The organism is Streptomyces sp. NPDC048269 (assembly GCF_040652395.1).
Lineage (GTDB): Bacteria > Actinomycetota > Actinomycetes > Streptomycetales > Streptomycetaceae > Streptomyces.
This window is the reverse complement of the sequence record NZ_JBEZLW010000012.1, coordinates 1-15,958: the sequence shown is the minus strand read 5'-3', so window position 1 is coordinate 15,958 and position 15,958 is coordinate 1. Positions and strand designations below refer to the sequence as shown.

Here is a 15,958-nt window from a genome sequence, read left to right as displayed (position 1 = left end):
GGTGGCACAAGACATCAGGCGAGCACGCCGCTGCGTTCGGCGAGGCCGCGCAGTTCCGTCGAGGTGGGTCCGGAGACCAGCAGGCTGGAGATCAGGGACTTCGTCGCCGGGCGGGCGTGCGTCTCCTGTGGAGCGCACCGCTCGGCCGCGAGGAGGGTGCGGACGCAGTCGCTGCGGCGGCCGAGGCGGTCGTAGGTGACGGCGATGTCGCCCAGGGCTCGGGAGCGGCGCTCGACGCTGGGCAGCGCCTTCAGCGAGATCGCGCGAGCGGCATCGAGCGCGGCCCGGGGATCGCCCGCATGGTTTTCGGCGCTGATTCTGTGGAGTTGCACGGTGAGGGGACTGAAGCCGCCGCCGTGGTCGCGCAGCAGAGTGGCTCCGCCGAGTTCCTTGGCAATGGCGGCGGATTCGTCGGTCAGCTCGCGCATCCCGTCCCGGTCGCCTCGGCGCGCGAGGGTGTACGACGCACTCTGCACCAGGAGCCCGCGTACCGCGGCGCCGGCTCGTCCGATGCCACGCAGATCCGGGTGATCAGCGGCGGACAGTGCGATCGACAGCGCCTCGTCATGCCATCCCGCCTTCCTGGCGAGCACGGCCAGCTGGCGGGCGGATTCGGCGACCGCGAGGATGTCTCCCGCTGCCTCGCCGAGCTGCCGCGCGCGGTCGGCGGCCATCCAGCCGAGCTGCTGCTCGTCCATTTTCACGAGCATGCGGGTGGCCAGCAGGTAGCTCTTGGCCAGGAGGGCGTACTGCTCCGTGTCGTCGCCGTTGGCGGTAAGCGCGTGGCCGGCGCGGATGAGGCGGGGCAGGCGGACGGCGAGGGATGCGTAGCGGCAGGCGTCGAAGTCGGCGAGCGCGCGGGTGAAGTCGGTGGAGATCGTCTCGGACGACGGCGCGGCCGTGGCCGTGCCCAGTCCGAGCATCGCATCCCGGAGGCGGGCGACGAGCAGCTCGCCGAGCAGGGCCTCGTCGGCCTGCGCGGTTCCGCTCCCGAGCAGTGGGGCGGCGGCTGTGGCCGCCAGGCCCGCGAGCAACTTCCGTCGGTGCACTGGATCTTCACCGTCCTCCCACCCGGGTCTACCCACCCTATTGGCAGGGAGCCGGGGGAAGGCGCTGGTTGCGCCGATCGGCTGACCATGTCGAACTTCCGGCCGGGGTGCGGGCGGCGCCAGTCCGAATGCCTGGTGTGGGAGTTCGAGGGCGTCGGCGAAGCACCGCAGTACGCCGATGTCCGTCATCGGTGAGATGCCCCGCTCGTACCGAGAGACCTGGGCCCCGGAGTATCCGGTCAGCTTGCCCAGTCCGGCGAGGGTGAGGCCCTTCGCTTGCCGGGTCTGCCGTACGAGTTCCCCGGGCTTCACATCAGCCCCAAGGGGCGCTCATGATCCGTTAACCGCATCTGTACCTCGTTCCCGCCGATAGCCGAGGCTGCGCCGCTTCAACCGTAGTCCTAGGACTGCACGGCAGACAGGTCGTTTGCATGAGATGCAAACGGCTTTGCAGGCCAGGACAGCGCCCCTCCCGCCGCTGGGCCGGCAGCGGCGACCTTCGAGAACGAGCGGCCCGCAGCCACGGGCCGCCCCGATTCCGGGAGGTCCTGATGCAGTCCGCGAATCCCATCCCGTCAACGGAGCGCGCCGCCGACGCCCGCCTCACCCCCGCCTACTACTTCCGCCCCGAGGGCCTCGGCCCGTACGTCACCGGCCTGTTGAACAGCTGCTCCAGCGTCTTCGGCATCAAGGCCGCGATGGCCGCCGACCTCGACCACGGGGGCGAGGGCCTCCGCGCGGGGCAGGGCGTTGTCGAGGACGGGGCCCTGCTCCAGGGCGATGTGATCGTCCAGGCCGGTGCCCGGATCGAGGCGGGAGCCCAGGTGATCGGTCCGGTCCTGGTCTGCGCGGGGGCCGTCGTCGCGGCTGGCGCGCTGGTCCGCGACCACAGCGTGATCGGCCCCGGCTGCCGGATCGGGTTCGGCGCGGAGATCACCCGTAGCCTCCTGACCGGGCACGTCTTCATGAAGCACCCCTGCTTCATCGGCGACTCGGTGATCGGACGGCGCGTCAACATCGGCTCGTTCTGCTCCACCACCGGACTTCGGTGCGACCGCGGCCCTGTCGCGGAGCCGGCGCTCGAGGAGATCACCGTCAACCTCGACGGGCAGCGCATCCCCACCGGCCAGACGAAGTTCGGCGCCGTCATCGGCGACGAGGTGGCGCTGCCCGCCGGAACCGTTCTCTCACCGGGCACCCTGATCGGGCCGGGCACTGTGGTCTACCCGCGCGACCACATCGGCGGCTTCCTGCCCGCCGGCTCCCGGGTCCGGTGACGGCCGTGGCCACCGCGTCCACACGCGACGCCATGGACACCGCACTCGTGCAGGTCACCGGCGGGCGCCCGCTGTCCGGCCGGATCCCGGTCCAGGGCAGCAAGAACATCGCCCTGCACCTGTACGCCGCGGCTCTGCTTGCCGACGTCCCGGTCGTCCTGACCGGGGCGCCGGACATCATCGACACCGGGGTGTGCGCGCAGATCCTGCGTCACACCGCAGCCCACGTCGCCACCAGAGACGGCTGCTTCACCGTGGCCCCGCCGAGCACCATCCGCCCGGTCGTCCATCCCGAGCTCGGCCGCCGGGTCCGTACGACCGCCGTGCTGGCCGCGGCGGTGCTGGCCCGCACCGGGCAGGTGGCCTTCCCCTATCCCGGCGGCGACGCGTTCTGCCCCCGCCTGATCGACCGGCACCTCGCGGCGATGCGCGCGGCCGGCGCCGAGGTCATCGCGAACGACACCGGCATCCGCGCTCGGTGCGGTACCCGCGGGCTGAGAGCGTTCACCGTGGACGTGAACACGCCGTACGGGCCGAGCCTCGGGGCGACGGTGACGGCGATGCTGCTGGCTGCTCGCGCCCATGGAAGCAGCCTGATCACCCAGCCGTCGATCGAGCCGGAGGTTACCGAGACCGCCCGCTTCCTGGCCGAACGGGGCGTCCTGGTCCACTTCGACCAGGAGGGCTTGCACGTGTCCGGCAGCGACTGGATCGCCGGCGGTACGTTCGCGGTGGCCGGGGACCGCATCGAGGCGGCCACCATGGTCATGGCCGCTGCCGCGACCGGCGGCAGCGTCCACCTCGACAACATCGCCGCCGCCGACTTCCCCGACGGTCTCGCCCGCGCCCTCGCCGAAGCCGGCATCATCTTGGCTGACGACACGAGCGGTGGTGTGCGGACGCAGCTCCAGGGGCCGCTTCGGGCCATTGAGGCAGCGACCGGTCCGCATCCGGGCCTGCCGACCGACGCCGCTCCGCAGTTGGCCGCGATGCTCACCCGGGCCGAGGGCACCTCGTTGATCGGCGAGCGCGTCTACCCCCGCCGTGACACCCACGTCCAGGGGCTGCGTGCCTTCGGCGCCGACATCGCCGCCACCGGCTCGATCCTCCGCGTCCGCGGGTCGGCCCGGCTCCACGGCGCCGAGGTAGAGGCCGCGGACATCCGCGCGGTGACCGCGCTGCTGATCGCCGCACTCACCGCCGACGGCACCTCTACGATCCGAGGGATGTTCCATCTCCGGCGCGGCTACGGCCACCTGCTGCCCAATCTGGCCACGCTGGGAGCCGAGATCACCACCATCCCCGGAGGCCCCTGATGCCCGTCCCGTTCACCGCCGATGACACCACCCGCCTCCGGGACACCTTCGCCCAGGTCGTCGCCGACGGCGCGGCCCCCGGCGGCGTCATCGCCTACGGCACCACCGGCGCCAACCCCCGGTTCCTCATTGCCGGCAAGGTCGCCCCCGAGTGCGGCGAGAGCGAACCCGGGCCGGGCACGCTGTACGACATCGCCTCGCTGACCAAGGTCGTCGCTACCTGGCCCCTGATCGGGCAGGCCCTGGACGCCGGGCTGCTCGACCTCGACGCCCCGATCCGCGACTTCCTGCCCCCGATGAACAGCGAGAACCCCAGCGGCGAGGCCACCGTCCGCCAGCTGATCGCGCACACCTCCGGGCTGCGCGCCTCCACCCGCCTCGACCACTACCGCGGCGCCGACCTGCCGCTGCACGAACTCCTGTGCCGCGAACCGCTGGAAGACGCCCCCGGCCAGCACCGCTACATCAACCGCGGCTACATCCTGCTCGGCCTGGCCCTCGCCCACATCCACGGCCACCCCCTCGACCAGCTCGGCGAGGCCCTGTGGAAGACGCTCGGCATGGACTCCACGGTGTACGGGCCCGTCGGCCGCACCCCGCAGGTCGCCCCGACCGAACAGCGCATCCCCGGCGCCCCGCGGATCTGGGGCGTCCCGCACGACGACAACGCCGGCCTGCTCGGCGGCATCGCCGGCCACGCCGGTGTCTTCTCCACCCCCGCCGACCTCGCCGTATACGCCCAGCGGCTCCTGACCGCGCACGCGGACGGCGACACCCACGGCCTGGGCGAATGGCTGCACGTCAGCCTCGTCCCCCAAGCCCCGATCGAGCCCGGCCTGGACCGCGGACTGTCCTGGATCCTCGCCGCCGGCGGCCGCGTCGCGTACCACCACGGGTTCACCGGCACGAGCCTCTACCTCGCGCCGGAGACCGGCCGCTACCTGGCGATCTGCACCAACGCCATCTACGGCGGCAACGCCCGCACCAAGATCGCCCCACTGCGGGAACTCGCACTCAAGACCATCTCCGACACCTGACAAAGAGAGGCACCCCATGGGTGAGCTGCTGGCCGACCACACCACCCTCCGCCTCGGCGGACCCGCCGACCGGTTCCTCACCCACACCGACCCCGCCGCCTGGCCCGACCTCACCCACACCGCAGTCGGCGGCGACGCGGCGCCGTTCGTGCTCGGCGGCGGCAGCAACACCCTCGCCAACGACACCGGCTACCCCGGGACCGTGATCCGCATGGCCACCCGCGGGGTCACCGTGCGCCCGCTCGGCAGCGACCTCGTGGAGGTCGTCGTCCAGGCGGGAGAGCCGCTCGGCTCGCTCGTCGCCTTCACCGTCGCCGAGGGCCTGTCCGGCATCGAGTACCTCGGCGGGATACCGGGCACCACCGGAGCCGCACCGGTCCAGAACACCGGCGCCTACGGACAGCAGATATCCGACACCCTCACCCGCCTCACCGTCTACGACTGGAACCTCGGCCGCGCCCGCGAACTGCGTCCCGCCGACTGCGACTTCGGCTACCGCACCAGCAGGTTCAAGACCCAGCCCGGACGGCTGACGATCCTCAATGTCGGCCTGCGTCTGGCACGGCACACGTGCGCATCCCCCATCCGCTACCAGCACCTCGCCGACGCGCTGGCCGTACGCCTCGGCGCCCGGCCACCGCTCGCCGAAGCGGCCCAGGCCGTCCTCGCCGACCGGCACAACCGCGGTCTCAGCCTGCCCACCTGCGGGCCGGACGCCCGCCAGGCCGGTTCCGTCTTCCTCAACCCGCCCATCACCCACGCACAGGCGACAGCGATCCGCGCGGCCGGCGGCCCGGTCCACAGCAGCCCGAACGGCACCCTTCGCGCCAGCGCGGGATGGCTACTGGAGCAGACCGGATTCGACCCCGGCATCCGGGTCGCCCCCGGCGTGTACTGCTCCCAGGGCCGCGCCCTCACGCTCACCGCCCGCGACGACGCCACGGCCGCCTCCTTCACGACCGCCCTTGAAGTTCTCGCCGACGCCGTCCTCACGATGCACCGGATCCGTCTACGGTCCGAGCCTGTCCAGCCGAACCGGATGTGCCTGTGGCGAGTTGGTCCTGGCTCCGGGGACGGCTAATACCTCGCGCGTCGCTGCGGACGGTGAGTGAACCGCAGCAGCACGAAGCCGCGCCCGGCAGGGCGACGGTTCGACGGCTGCATCGTGCTGGTCATGCGGTCATCGTACGATCCGGCCCGGCAGCCCCGCCTCCTGTCCTGTCTCATTGGATCTAGGGCGCGTATTCGGTCGTGATCAACTTGTGGGTTTGGGCCTCGAGACTGAGCGGGATCCGGTAGTCGTCTTGTGTGACGCGGATGCAACCCCGCATGCCTTCTCTGTCGATGGGCTCCGGTGGCCGACCACTACCGGGGGCGAGGTTCCACGGGCATGGGCAAGAACATGCAGGGCCGTATCCTGATGCGAATGCGAATGCGAATGCGCCTGGCCGGAAGCGGCAAGGTCTGAGATGGGCAGGGCGGTGTCGTGATCGGCAGCACGCGACTCGAACGGCGCATCCGACGTGACTTCCCCGAACCGGGTGCCGCGCCGGAGGTCCTGCGGATCCTCGACGCATTCCCAGACGCCGTCGGCTATGACACCCGGCAACTGCGCAGCGAGCGCATCCGAGCCGCGATCATTGTGCTCGCTGAGGGCGACATCGATAAGTTCCGCCAAGCCATCGAACTGGCGAAGATGGACTGGCGCGACGTGCTCGTCGCAGCAGGGCTCGCTGATGCAGATTGGCTCATCCGCCTCGACGCCGAGCTTGGCCCTGATGACCCGGGTTCCTGAACCCACGACCCCACGTAGACTCGTTGCCTCGCCTCCAGGCGTGGTACCGGTAGTGAGGATCCTTCAGCTTTCGTGAACTCACGGGCTTTTCATGGCATCCGGGCGTCGGTTTCGACCAGTCGGCGAGGAGTCCCTCGGCGAGGGCACGGCCTCAGGATCCGGCGTCTCCGGCGGTGAGGAGGTCGGACAGCCGGTGGATGACCAGCGCAAGCTGGTTGTCGAACCGTGGGATTTCTCGGCGGCTCCGGCCAACCGTCGGCCGGTCGGGCTTACGGTGGGGGCGTGAGGTATATCGAGGCGCCGGCCGACTACGAGCCGGATGGAACCCCGTCGCTGTTTCTCGCCGGGGGTATCACGGGCTGTCCGGACTGGCAATCCGAAGCGGTGCGGCAGCTGGAGGCGCTGGGGTGCCCGGTCACGGTCGTCAGTCCACGCCGTGCTCGTTTCCCAGTGGGAGATGCCGCGCTCGCGCCGTCGCAGATCGCCTGGGAGTTCACGATGCTGCACCGGGCGGGAGTGATTCTCTTCTGGTTCCCGGACTCCCCGACGAGTGTGCAGCCGATCGTCCTGTACGAACTGGGCGCCCACGTCGCGCGCGGAGCCGCGATCGCGGTCGGCGCGGACCCCGCCTATGTGCGGCGGCTGGATGTCGTCGAGCAGCTGCTTCATGCCCGCCCCGGTGTGCACGTCCATGACGATCTGCACGAGACGGTTCGGGCAGCGGCTGACCTTCTTCCCACCGGCGTGGTGCGCCCGTCGTAGGCATCGCGGAGTCCCCCGTGTGTGTGGAGGACCCCGCGTGTACGACGGGCCGAAGCCGTTCACCTCATGTACGTGGCCTGGGTACGTAGGGTAGGCCTGCATCCGGGCACAGCTCCAAATGACCGGGTGAGGTGTGCAGGCGGTGTCCGCCGATACTCCCCCGACTCGGTCGTTGTCCGTCACGGCGTGCGCGGCGGACCAGCGCATGGGGGCGAGGTGGGGCAGGGCCATCACGGGGCCGCTGCCGGGCCCACCAGGCCCACACCGGGGCGAAATCCGGCCATCCCGGGACGCACCTGGGCCCTCGTTCCGCACCCGCCGTATTCGCGGCGGTGGTCGCCTTCACGGTCTGGCCCCACCCTGACCCGCCCGTGGGCCAGCCCACCGAGCGGCATCTCACCGCCGCTGGAGGGCTGGTAGTCCCGGGGGGTGACTACTCCACGACGAGCGCGACCTGCAGCGCGGCCGAGGTCTTGGTAGCCGTCACGTTGACGCTCGCCTTGACGGCCTGGACACCCACCGGGGAGGTCTGCACCTCGTATCCAGCGGATTCGAGGGCGGTGGCGTAGGCGGCGAGCGCGGCGGCCGTGTCGGAGGTGGTGTAGGTGAGGACGTAGGCGCCGGTGGTGCCGGTGACCGAGGTCAGCTCACCCTGGGGCAGGGGGAGGTCTGCGGGGAGATCCGCCGGCTTCTGCTTGCCGTTGACCACGATGCTCGGCGTGGCGCTGGGGGTGGGCTTCGCGCTGCTGCCCGCCACAGAGCTGCTCGCCGCAGCGGACGGGGAACCCCCCTTGCCCTCCGAAGTGTTGGAGTTCGTCTGCGAGCAGGCGGTGAGGCCGAGCCCGGCGATGATCACGGCGGCGAGCAGACGTGCGGGGTGCTTCGTGGGCATGGTGACGGCCAATCTCGTGAAGGGTTTACGAGCGAAGTGAGATTGACATATGAAAAGTGACTTTGGCGAGCGAAATCCGGTTCTTCGGCGGCGAGTTCACGGACGGCACGCTCCCCGAGGTCGCAGTCCGGGGAGCTGCGGCCTGGTCACCTGTCACCTCAGGAACGCCTCTGCATCCGCCACCGCTAGGTTGCCGCTCCGCTCAACAGCACCCGTCCCAGCGGCGTGAGGGCGTGGCGAACCCTGCTTCCGTCCCGCTCCTTCGTCAGCAGACCCGCGGTACGCAGCACGGTGGCGTGGTGGCTGGCGGTCGCGGGGGACGTGCCGGTGTGACGGGCCAACTCGCCCGTGCTCGCCGGGGTCTCGATGGCCTGCAGGATGCGCGCTCGGGTGGTGCCCAGCAGGGCGGCGAGGGCGCCGTCCGGGCCGGACGGCGCGGGTCGCGCCCAGACCGAACCGTAGTCGGCGAAGTCGAGGGCGATGGGGTAGCGCAATACCAGTGGCCGGCCGGGGTCCGCGTTGTCGAGCAGGGCCAGGGGCTTCGGCCAGAAGAACGTCGGGACGAGCAGGAGCCCGCGCCCCGCGAGCCGCAGGTCCGCGTCGGTCTCACACGGGACGTACAGCACAGGCGAGGCCCAGCGCACCTCGGGATGCAGGGTGGCGAGGAGCCCGTCGACACCCGAGTCGACCGTGACCAGCGCACGCCGCGTGCGATCGGTGTGCGCGGTCGCCAGGAGCTGCGCCCAGTAGGGGGCGACGGCCATGGCGTGGTATTTGAGCAGGGCGTTGCGGACGAGATCGCCCCATTCCCGGTCACCGTGGTGGAGTGCGTGGATCCAGCGTGGGGCATGCGGTCGCAACTGCTCGGTGGCGAGGAAGTCGGCCGTCCACTGGTGGCGTGGCAGCGACCAGGTGTGGTCGAGGCTGTCCGCGAGGGTGGCGGTGGCGGCGTGGGTGAACACCTCTGGTACGTACTCCCCGGCCCCGGCGGGGGCCAGTTCGAGCAACGGCTGCATCGCGGGCCGAAGGCCCCTGCGGGTGCGCTCGCGCCATCCCGCGAGCGCGACACCGCGTGGTCCGCCGCCTTGGAGCACGGGCAGGCTCAGGATCGTCTCGGCGAGCGGGTCCGGGGACCGGGCGATGCGTACGCGGGCGAGGTCGTCGGGGGCGAAGTGGACGCGTAGCACCGTCTCTTCTCCAGGGGTCGGCTTCGTTCGACTCGGCGGGGCCGTTGTGCGGCCGGCCCCCGCCGGTGGTACGGCGATGGGACGGGGTGTCAGGACTCAGGAGCACGCTAGTCGTCTCCTTGCGGGGCAGTGGTGCCGAGCCGCGGATCTGGCCGGGACTCGGCGCGTGGCGCGGAGCTCTGTCCGGATTCGGGAGACGTCGAAGGGCGTTGTCCGCCGCCGTCGCGCATGGTGACACTGGGCCGGCCGAGGTCGTGGGAAGGGCGTAGCAGGGGGAACACTACGGCCTCGGCTGACCGTTCGTCGTGACCGTCACCGCGCCGCTGCGGCCCAGACGGTCACGGGCGAGCACGCGTCACGAGACGAATCCGACTTGAGAAGAGAACCCGTCATGAAGTCTTTGCGCTCGTTCGTCCCGCGCACCGGTGTCGCCGTCGGCGCGGTGCTCGCGGCAGTCGGCCTGCTGGCCGGGCCCGCCCACGCCGGTCCGGCCACCTCCGGCGGAGTCCCGCCCGCCGCTGCCACGAGCACCGCCGACGCCGGCGAGACGATCATCCGCGGCACCGCCGTGCTGACTCGAGGCCAGGCCTGGTACTCGCCCGACGGCCGGACGACACTCGCCATGCAGAGCGACGGCCACGTCGTCCTTTACCACGACGGCGCGGCGATCTGGATGGCCCCGGGCACCTACGGCATCGGCAACACGCTCTACATGCAGGCGGACGGCAACCTGGTGGTCTACAACGCGGCCATGCGCCCGGTGTGGGCGAGCGGAACCCACCGTCACTGGGGTGCCCACCTGGCCATCCAGAACTCCGGGAACATGGTGGTGTACTACGGCTCGACCCCGCTGTGGTGGTCCAACTTCCACCCCGGAACGGGCCCTGTCGACCCTGGTGACCCTGGTGACCCTGGTGACCCTGGCGACCCCGAGTGCACGCCGACCCCGACCCAGCTCTGCCCCTAGGGCGCTATTTGGTTGTGATCAACAGGTGGTCCGGGTGAGGTCCTTGATCCAGATCATCGAGGCGCGAAGGTGGAGGCCGGCGAGGTAGCTCGCAGGCGTCTTGTCGTACCGCGTGGCGATGCCTCGCCAGGCCTTCAGCTTGTTGATCAGCCGCTCGACGGTGTTCTGCTCCTTGTAGAGGTCGGCGTCGTGGCTGACAGGCCTACCGCCTTTGTTGCCCTTCTTCTTCCGATTGGCGGCTTGGTCCCTCTTCTCCGGGATGACTGCCTTGATACGGCGTTTCCGCAGGTGGGCGCGGTTTCCGCGGGACGAGTAGGCCTAATGGGAAGCGAAGGTCGGCGGGAGCTGACGTTCTGGGGGCGCGAGCCGAGCCTTTGAGTATGCCCGGGCCTGAGAGCCTTGTTGACAAGACGAGGCCGGCTCGCGCCCCGCAGTGTGGGCATGAAGCGTTCGGGATCAGGTTCAGTTCTGTCTGCATGGGCACTGAAGCGGTCCTGTTGCTGCGGGCCGGTCCATCTGCGGCCGTCGGGCGGTTTGCTATTCGTAGTCCGAGCCGGTTGTGCGGATCACCTCTCAGCTCTGCCTTGAGCTTTCAGCTCTGACGCGGACCGAGGGCCGTATGACTCGCTGGGGTTGCGAACGGCTGGTGGGATGACGTGCCTTGAGCACTTCCATTAGGGAGCACGCGCACCCTGCACAGGCTCTGGCCTGGGAAAAGAAGTCACGCCGAAGGGGAAGCAGATGGAGATCACAGGATTACCGACGCCAGTGTTCTGTGGCGTGGACTGGGCCGAAGACCACCATGACATCGCACTGGTCGATGCGGGCGGAAAGCAACTCGCCAAGGTGCGGATCAGTGACAATGCCGCAGGGTTTGCCCAGCTCATGGCCCTGTTGGCTGAGCACGGCGATAGCGAGGACACCCCGATCCCGGTGGCGATCGAGACATCACGCGGACTACTTGTCGCCTGCTTGCGGGCCACCGGCCGGCCGGTCTTCGCAATCAATCCGCTGGCCGTTGCCCGCTACCGGGACCGCCACTCCGTGGCACGCAAGAAGTCAGACGCCGTTGACGCCGCGGCCCTGGCCAACATCCTGCGGACCGACATGGCCGCCCACCGGCCGCTGCCTGCGGACTCCGAGCTCGTCCAGGCCATCGCCGTACTCGCCAGGGCCCAACAAGACGCCGTCTGGGCCCGTGGCCAGGCCCACAACAAGCTTCGCTCCCAGCTCAGAGAGTTCTACCCGGCGATCCTCGACGCCTTCGCCCCGAACAAACACGGCCTGTGCTCGAGGGAAGCACGCACCATCCTGGCGGCGGTTCCGACGCCGAGTACGGCCGCGAAGCTGACACGGCGGCGCCTGCAGTCACTGCTCAAGCACGCCGGCCGGGTCCGCGGCATCCAGGCCGAAGCCGAAAGGCTCCACGATGTCTTCAAACGCGACTACCTCCACCAGCTCCCGCAGGTCGAGGCGGCTCTCGGGCACCAGACTTCCGCTCTGCTCAGGCAGCTGAACACCGCCTGCGACAACGCCGACCAACTCGAGGAAGCCGTCACCCAGGCCTTCGAGGAGCATCCGGATGCACCGGTCATCCGGAGCTTTCCGGGTCTCGCCTCACTGACCGGCGCCCGGGTCCTGGCGGAGATCGGCGACGACCGGACACGGTTCTCCAACGCCGGATCCCTAAAGGCCTACGCAGGAAGCGCCCCGGTCACCAGGGCCAGCGGCAAGAGCTGCAAGGTCATGAGCCGGAAGGTCAAGAACCAGCGACTGGCTGCCGTCGGCTACGTTTGGGCCTTCGTCTCTCTCACCCGGTCACCAGGCGCCAGAGCCCACTACGACCGCCGACGAGCAGCTGGCGACCGTCACGTCGCCGCACAGCGGAACCTCTTCAACCGCTTCATGGGCATGCTGTTCCACTGCCTCCAGAACGGCCACACCTACGACGAAGCCATCGCCTTCCCACACCCCGCAAGCGGGCCAACGACCGCAGCGGCTTGACGCTTATCCGCGTGGGATGTCTTGTCCCCGGCGACCGCGTCCGGCCGGGTGCGGGGGCGGCCGACGGGCCCGCGCACCCGCACCTTCTTCAGGACTGGGATGAACTGCGGGCTGTCCGCTGCCTGGCCCGCGGTCAGGATGAACGCCAGCGGGCGGCACTTGCGGTCGGCGGCGAGGTGGACCTTGCTGGTCTGCCCGCCCCTGGAGCGTCGGGAGGGCGGCCTTCAGCCGGAGTTTGTGCCGGCGCCGGATGCGTCGTCGTTCTTCCCGCGCGGGATCGCTTTCGGCCTCCTGCCCGTTTTGTTCTTCGAGGCCGCCCCCTTTGACCTGGCCTTCTCCTCCTCGGCGGCGGCCTTCTCCAGGCCGGTGATGACGTCCTCGTCGAGGTGCATACCGGCCGCGTCGTGGTGGGCCCGGGCGGTGGTGGAGTCGATGCTGACCAGGGACAGGTCCACCTCACCGCGCTTCGCGGCTTCCGCGATCAGGCCCTCCAGCAGGGCCTCGAAGACCCCGGCATCACGCCACTGCCGGAAGCGGTTGTGGACGGTCGACCAGGCGCCGAACTCCGTCGGCATCTCCCGCCACTGCCCGCCCGTCCGAAACCGCCAGATCACGCCCTCGAACTGCTGCCGCAGCCGCTCGGGGTACGGGCCGTACTCGCCGATCGGCAGGTACGGCCCGATGAACTCCCACTCCGCATCCGTCAGTTGCGCTTGCGTCACCCAAGAAGGTCTACCGGTCCAGGCCCCGCCACGAAGGCAAAAACCGCAGATTGATCACGACTCGATACGCGCCCTAGTACTCCAGCAGGACTTTGCTGTCTGACCTGCGGGTTTCGCTGGGCGGCTGGAGTGTAGCGGGCTGCGGGGTGGTCAGGGGTGGCCTTCGGTAAGCCGCTCCTCGATCGTGCGACAGCGCCGCAGGTAGTGGCAGCGGCGGGCGATTTCTTGGCGTCGTCGGCGCCAGTTCGACCAGCTCAGCGCGTGGTGTCGTCCTCGGCGGCCACGAAGGTGCGGGGGCCTGGGACGACAAGCTGCCAGGAGTCGCCGAACCTCCGCCACTGTGAACTCGATTGCCCCGGCAGCCTCACCGGTGCCACCCCCTTTTCCCGGACCCGGTGCGCCGAGGCAGCCAGGAAGGCGTGCGCGAGCATGGCGAGGGTGATGTGCCGGTACCAGCCCACATAGCGACGGACTTCGTACTGGTCCAGGCCGCATTCGTTCTTCGCGGCCTGGAAACACTCCTCGATCGCCCAGCGCGTCCCGGCGATCCGCACGAGCTCCTGAACGGTGGTCGCCAAGGGGGTGTAAGCAAGGTAGTAGGCGATTTCGTCGGGCTTGCGGATGCTGCGGCGGGCCAGCGCCCACCGCATCCGGTGGGGGATCTCGCCCTGGTAGTCGAACTCGGCGACGGCCGGCAGCCGGACCGCCGCCCAGTGATAGACGCGCGGTCCCTTCGCACCGTCTCCGCACGAGACCTTCTCCCATGCTTCGGCCGGGGCCTGGGCGAACAGCCCGTCGATGCGGGGGCAGCCCACGGTGAACTGGGACTTGGGCACGGCCAGCACGTAGCCGACGCCGGACTGTTCCAGCATCCGACGGAAGCGGCTCTCCTGTCCGTAGGCGGCGTCAGCGGTGACCCAGGCTATGGGCAGCGGCGAGGCGAGGGATCGCAGCACGATGCGCCGGGCCAGTTGGCCCTTGGTAGCGAACTCCCGCTCGTCGGGGACTTTGGCCGCACGGCAGCGTTCGCGGTCCTCGGTCCAGGTCTTGGGCAGGTAGAGCTCGCGGTCGACCAGGGCCCGGCCCCGGGCCGTCGCATAGGCGGCGAAGACGCCGATCTGGCAGTTCTCGGTGCGGCCGGCAGTTCCGGAGTATTGGCGTTGGACCCCGGCGGAGGTGGTGCCCTTTTTGATGAACCCGGTGTCGTCGATGATGAGGACGCCATCGTTCTCGCCGAGCTTGTCAGCGACGTATTCCTGCAGGTCGTCGCGGATGTCGTCAGGGTTCCACTTCGCTCCGGCGAGCAGGTGCTGCAGGCCATCGGGGGTTGCGTGGCCTGCCTGCTCGGCCAGCTGCCAGCTGTTCTTACGGGCCACTGGTGCGAGCAGGCCGCGTACGTAGTCGCGCATGCGGCGGCGTAGTTCCACCCGGCCGAAGCGATGGCCGATGTTCACGAAGAGGTCGTCCAGTTCCAGGTTCCACTGCTCGGCAACACGTGCGGTGATCACGTAGGGAAGCTGCCCCGCCGCTGCCACTACCTGCGGCGCTGTCGCACGATCGGGGGGCGGCGTACCGAAGGCCACCCCTGACCACCCCGCAGCCCGCTACACTCCAGCCGCCCAGCGAAACCCGCAGGTCAGACAGCAAAGTCCTGCTGGAGTACTAGCCCCGTACTTCGCAGGTCGCTGAAAAGGTTCGCCGCAGCGGCCTCTCGGCGTCGGGAAGCGACCGGGTCAGCCTTTCGTCGGCGGCTCAGGATCGATCCCGCCCGCCGGGTGATCGAACCCGACCTGTCGATCTTCACGATCGGGTGACCTGCGAAGTACGGGTCTAGCTCTCGGTCAGTGCTCTGAGCAGGCATGACGCATTGTGCGGTGAGACGGATCGGGGCCGGTGTCTCAGTTCATCGTGCCCGCCGGGTTCGGACTTGAGGCTGTGTCTCAGTTCATCGTGCCCGCGAAGGTCATTTCGTGAGCTGTGCTGCTGTTCGTGCCATCTCGGCAGTGATGGCCCATCGCTCGTGGTCCCTCCACTCGCCGTTGATGTACTGGAAGGCAGTCGAGTAGCCCTCGCGCTGGAAGCCCAGGCGTTTGACGAGGTTCAGCGAGGAGGTGTTGTCCGGTTGGATGTTCGCCTCCAGCCGGTGCAGTTCCAGCGGGCCGAAGGCGAGCTGGACCACGAGCCTCAGTCCTTCGGTCATGTAGCCACGGCCGGTCGTAGAGGCGTAGGAGGTATAGCCCAGGGTTCCGCTCTGGAGGGTGCCCCTGACGATGTTGTTGATGTTGATGCCGCCGACGATCGTGCCGGTGTCGCGCAGGCAGATCACGAAGCCCTCATGGGTGGGCTGCTCGAACCGCTCAAGGTAGCTCTCGAACGCTTCCACTGTGTTCTCGCGGGCGCCCAGCCAGCGGCGAAGCATCTCGGCGCTCTCCTGGGCCAGCGCTGTGAGCTCGTCGTAGTCCTGGCAGCGGACGTGGCGTATGACTACCCGCGGCCCTTGCAGGAGGTAACTGGTGATTGCCATCCAGGGATCTTATGCGGCCTGTTCGTGCACGGTTCCGAGGGCTCGTGAACGCTCCATGTGAAGTTCCCCCGTTGATGTGGACACCTGGACACTGGGACGTATGAGCCCAGGGGAAGCAGTGCCAGGTGGGAAGTAACTACACGAAGCGATATACGGCGGAGTTCAAGCGGGACGCGGTCGCGTTGGTGGACTCCACGGGCCGGACGGTGACCGAGGTGGCCCGGGAGCTCGGGGTCAGCCCGGAGTCACTGCGGGGCTGGCACAAGCGGGCGAAAGCCGATCGTGGCGGGGGCCGGCCCGGCGAGCTGACCTCGGTGGAACGTGAGGAGCTTAAGCGGCTGCGGAAGCAGAACGCCGAGCAGGCCCGGACGATCGAGGTCCTGCGAAAAGCCGCGGTCTTCTTCGCGAAGGAAAGCGATCGATGAC

The 15,958-nt window shown here is 69.4% G+C and carries 14 protein-coding genes and 3 pseudogenes; 9 read left to right on the top strand and 8 right to left on the bottom strand.

What is annotated here, in order from left to right:
- Positions 1-14: 14 nt before the first annotated feature.
- Together AB0D48_RS16035 and AB0D48_RS16030 are read right to left on the bottom strand one after the other, a co-directional pair.
- Positions 15-1,049, bottom strand: coding sequence for an XRE family transcriptional regulator (locus tag AB0D48_RS16035; RefSeq protein WP_362396520.1), 1,035 nt, complete (start codon positions 1,047-1,049; stop codon positions 15-17).
- Between the two features lie 150 nt (positions 1,050-1,199).
- A pseudogene (locus AB0D48_RS16030) lies at positions 1,200-1,361 on the bottom strand (helix-turn-helix transcriptional regulator); the annotation flags it as partial.
- Positions 1,362-1,600: 239 nt separating this feature from the next.
- Here AB0D48_RS16030 and AB0D48_RS16025 point away from each other — a divergent pair.
- The 6 genes from AB0D48_RS16025 to AB0D48_RS16000 all read left to right on the top strand — a co-directional run bounded on the left by AB0D48_RS16025 (position 1,601) and on the right by AB0D48_RS16000 (position 7,236).
- Positions 1,601-2,326 carry a hypothetical protein gene (locus AB0D48_RS16025; RefSeq protein ID WP_362396109.1) on the top strand — a complete coding sequence of 242 codons (726 nt, stop codon included), beginning with the start codon at positions 1,601-1,603 and terminating at the stop codon, positions 2,324-2,326.
- A 32-nt stretch (positions 2,327-2,358) separates the two neighbouring features.
- The gene (locus AB0D48_RS16020) at positions 2,359-3,642 is read left to right on the top strand and encodes a UDP-N-acetylglucosamine 1-carboxyvinyltransferase (protein WP_362396107.1); all 1,284 of its coding nucleotides are present in this window, start codon (positions 2,359-2,361) and stop codon (positions 3,640-3,642) included.
- A complete protein-coding gene (locus AB0D48_RS16015) occupies positions 3,642-4,679 on the top strand; it encodes a serine hydrolase domain-containing protein (RefSeq protein ID WP_362396105.1) in 1,038 nt (345 codons plus the stop codon). Before AB0D48_RS16020 ends, AB0D48_RS16015 begins: the two co-directional genes overlap by 1 nt.
- Positions 4,680-4,695: 16 nt before the next feature.
- Positions 4,696-5,760, top strand: coding sequence for a UDP-N-acetylmuramate dehydrogenase (locus AB0D48_RS16010; protein ID WP_362396102.1), 1,065 nt, complete (start codon positions 4,696-4,698; stop codon positions 5,758-5,760).
- Between the two features lie 405 nt (positions 5,761-6,165).
- On the top strand, positions 6,166-6,474 hold the full coding sequence (locus AB0D48_RS16005) for a hypothetical protein (RefSeq protein WP_362396099.1): 309 nt from the start codon (positions 6,166-6,168) through the stop codon (positions 6,472-6,474).
- A gap of 282 nt (positions 6,475-6,756) precedes the next feature.
- Positions 6,757-7,236, top strand: a complete 480-nt coding sequence (locus AB0D48_RS16000; protein WP_362396097.1) for a nucleoside 2-deoxyribosyltransferase domain-containing protein — start codon at positions 6,757-6,759, stop codon at positions 7,234-7,236.
- Between the two features lie 433 nt (positions 7,237-7,669).
- On the opposite strand, the gene AB0D48_RS15995 is transcribed toward AB0D48_RS16000, so the two are convergent.
- Both AB0D48_RS15995 and AB0D48_RS15990 read right to left on the bottom strand, forming a co-directional pair.
- Positions 7,670-8,128: a hypothetical protein gene (locus tag AB0D48_RS15995; RefSeq protein ID WP_362396094.1), complete on the bottom strand. Its 459-nt coding sequence runs from the start codon at positions 8,126-8,128 to the stop codon at positions 7,670-7,672.
- A 185-nt stretch (positions 8,129-8,313) separates the two neighbouring features.
- Positions 8,314-9,315 (bottom strand): winged helix-turn-helix domain-containing protein, encoded by a 1,002-nt coding sequence (locus AB0D48_RS15990; protein ID WP_362396091.1) that lies wholly within the window; start codon positions 9,313-9,315, stop codon positions 8,314-8,316.
- A gap of 391 nt (positions 9,316-9,706) precedes the next feature.
- Here AB0D48_RS15990 and AB0D48_RS15985 point away from each other — a divergent pair, with 391 nt between their 5' ends.
- On the top strand, positions 9,707-10,282 hold the full coding sequence (locus tag AB0D48_RS15985; protein ID WP_362396088.1) for a hypothetical protein: 576 nt from the start codon (positions 9,707-9,709) through the stop codon (positions 10,280-10,282).
- 18 nt (positions 10,283-10,300) lie between these two features.
- On the opposite strand, the pseudogene AB0D48_RS15980 reads toward AB0D48_RS15985, so the two are convergent.
- Positions 10,301-10,600: pseudogene (locus AB0D48_RS15980) on the bottom strand (transposase); the annotation flags it as partial.
- 423 nt (positions 10,601-11,023) lie between these two features.
- Here AB0D48_RS15980 and AB0D48_RS15975 point away from each other — a divergent pair.
- Positions 11,024-12,286: an IS110 family transposase gene (locus AB0D48_RS15975; protein ID WP_362396085.1), complete on the top strand. Its 1,263-nt coding sequence runs from the start codon at positions 11,024-11,026 to the stop codon at positions 12,284-12,286.
- Positions 12,287-12,399: 113 nt separating this feature from the next.
- On the opposite strand, the pseudogene AB0D48_RS15970 reads toward AB0D48_RS15975, so the two are convergent.
- The 3 genes and pseudogenes from AB0D48_RS15970 to AB0D48_RS15960 all read right to left on the bottom strand — a co-directional run.
- A pseudogene (locus AB0D48_RS15970) lies at positions 12,400-13,008 on the bottom strand (transposase); the annotation flags it as partial.
- A 254-nt stretch (positions 13,009-13,262) separates the two neighbouring features.
- On the bottom strand, positions 13,263-14,483 hold the full coding sequence (locus AB0D48_RS15965) for an IS701 family transposase (RefSeq protein ID WP_362396517.1): 1,221 nt from the start codon (positions 14,481-14,483) through the stop codon (positions 13,263-13,265).
- 488 nt (positions 14,484-14,971) lie between these two features.
- On the bottom strand, positions 14,972-15,532 hold the full coding sequence (locus AB0D48_RS15960) for a GNAT family protein (protein ID WP_362396082.1): 561 nt from the start codon (positions 15,530-15,532) through the stop codon (positions 14,972-14,974).
- 125 nt (positions 15,533-15,657) lie between these two features.
- Between AB0D48_RS15960 and AB0D48_RS15955 the strand changes: the two genes are divergently transcribed.
- Positions 15,658-15,957: a transposase gene (locus AB0D48_RS15955; RefSeq protein ID WP_362396080.1), complete on the top strand. Its 300-nt coding sequence runs from the start codon at positions 15,658-15,660 to the stop codon at positions 15,955-15,957.
- The last annotated feature ends 1 nt before the right edge of the window (position 15,958 follow it).

Coding starts and splice junctions, on each gene's coding strand:
- AB0D48_RS16025 (WP_362396109.1), top strand. CDS start 1,601: ATGCAGTCCGCGAATCCCATCCCGTCAACGGAGCGCGCCGCCGACGCC.
- AB0D48_RS16020 (WP_362396107.1), top strand. CDS start 2,359: ATGGACACCGCACTCGTGCAGGTCACCGGCGGGCGCCCGCTGTCCGGC.
- AB0D48_RS16015 (WP_362396105.1), top strand. CDS start 3,642: ATGCCCGTCCCGTTCACCGCCGATGACACCACCCGCCTCCGGGACACC.
- AB0D48_RS16010 (WP_362396102.1), top strand. CDS start 4,696: ATGGGTGAGCTGCTGGCCGACCACACCACCCTCCGCCTCGGCGGACCC.
- AB0D48_RS15995 (WP_362396094.1), bottom strand. CDS start 8,128: ATGCCCACGAAGCACCCCGCACGTCTGCTCGCCGCCGTGATCATCGCC.
- AB0D48_RS15985 (WP_362396088.1), top strand. CDS start 9,707: ATGAAGTCTTTGCGCTCGTTCGTCCCGCGCACCGGTGTCGCCGTCGGC.
- AB0D48_RS15975 (WP_362396085.1), top strand. CDS start 11,024: ATGGAGATCACAGGATTACCGACGCCAGTGTTCTGTGGCGTGGACTGG.
- AB0D48_RS15960 (WP_362396082.1), bottom strand. CDS start 15,532: ATGGCAATCACCAGTTACCTCCTGCAAGGGCCGCGGGTAGTCATACGC.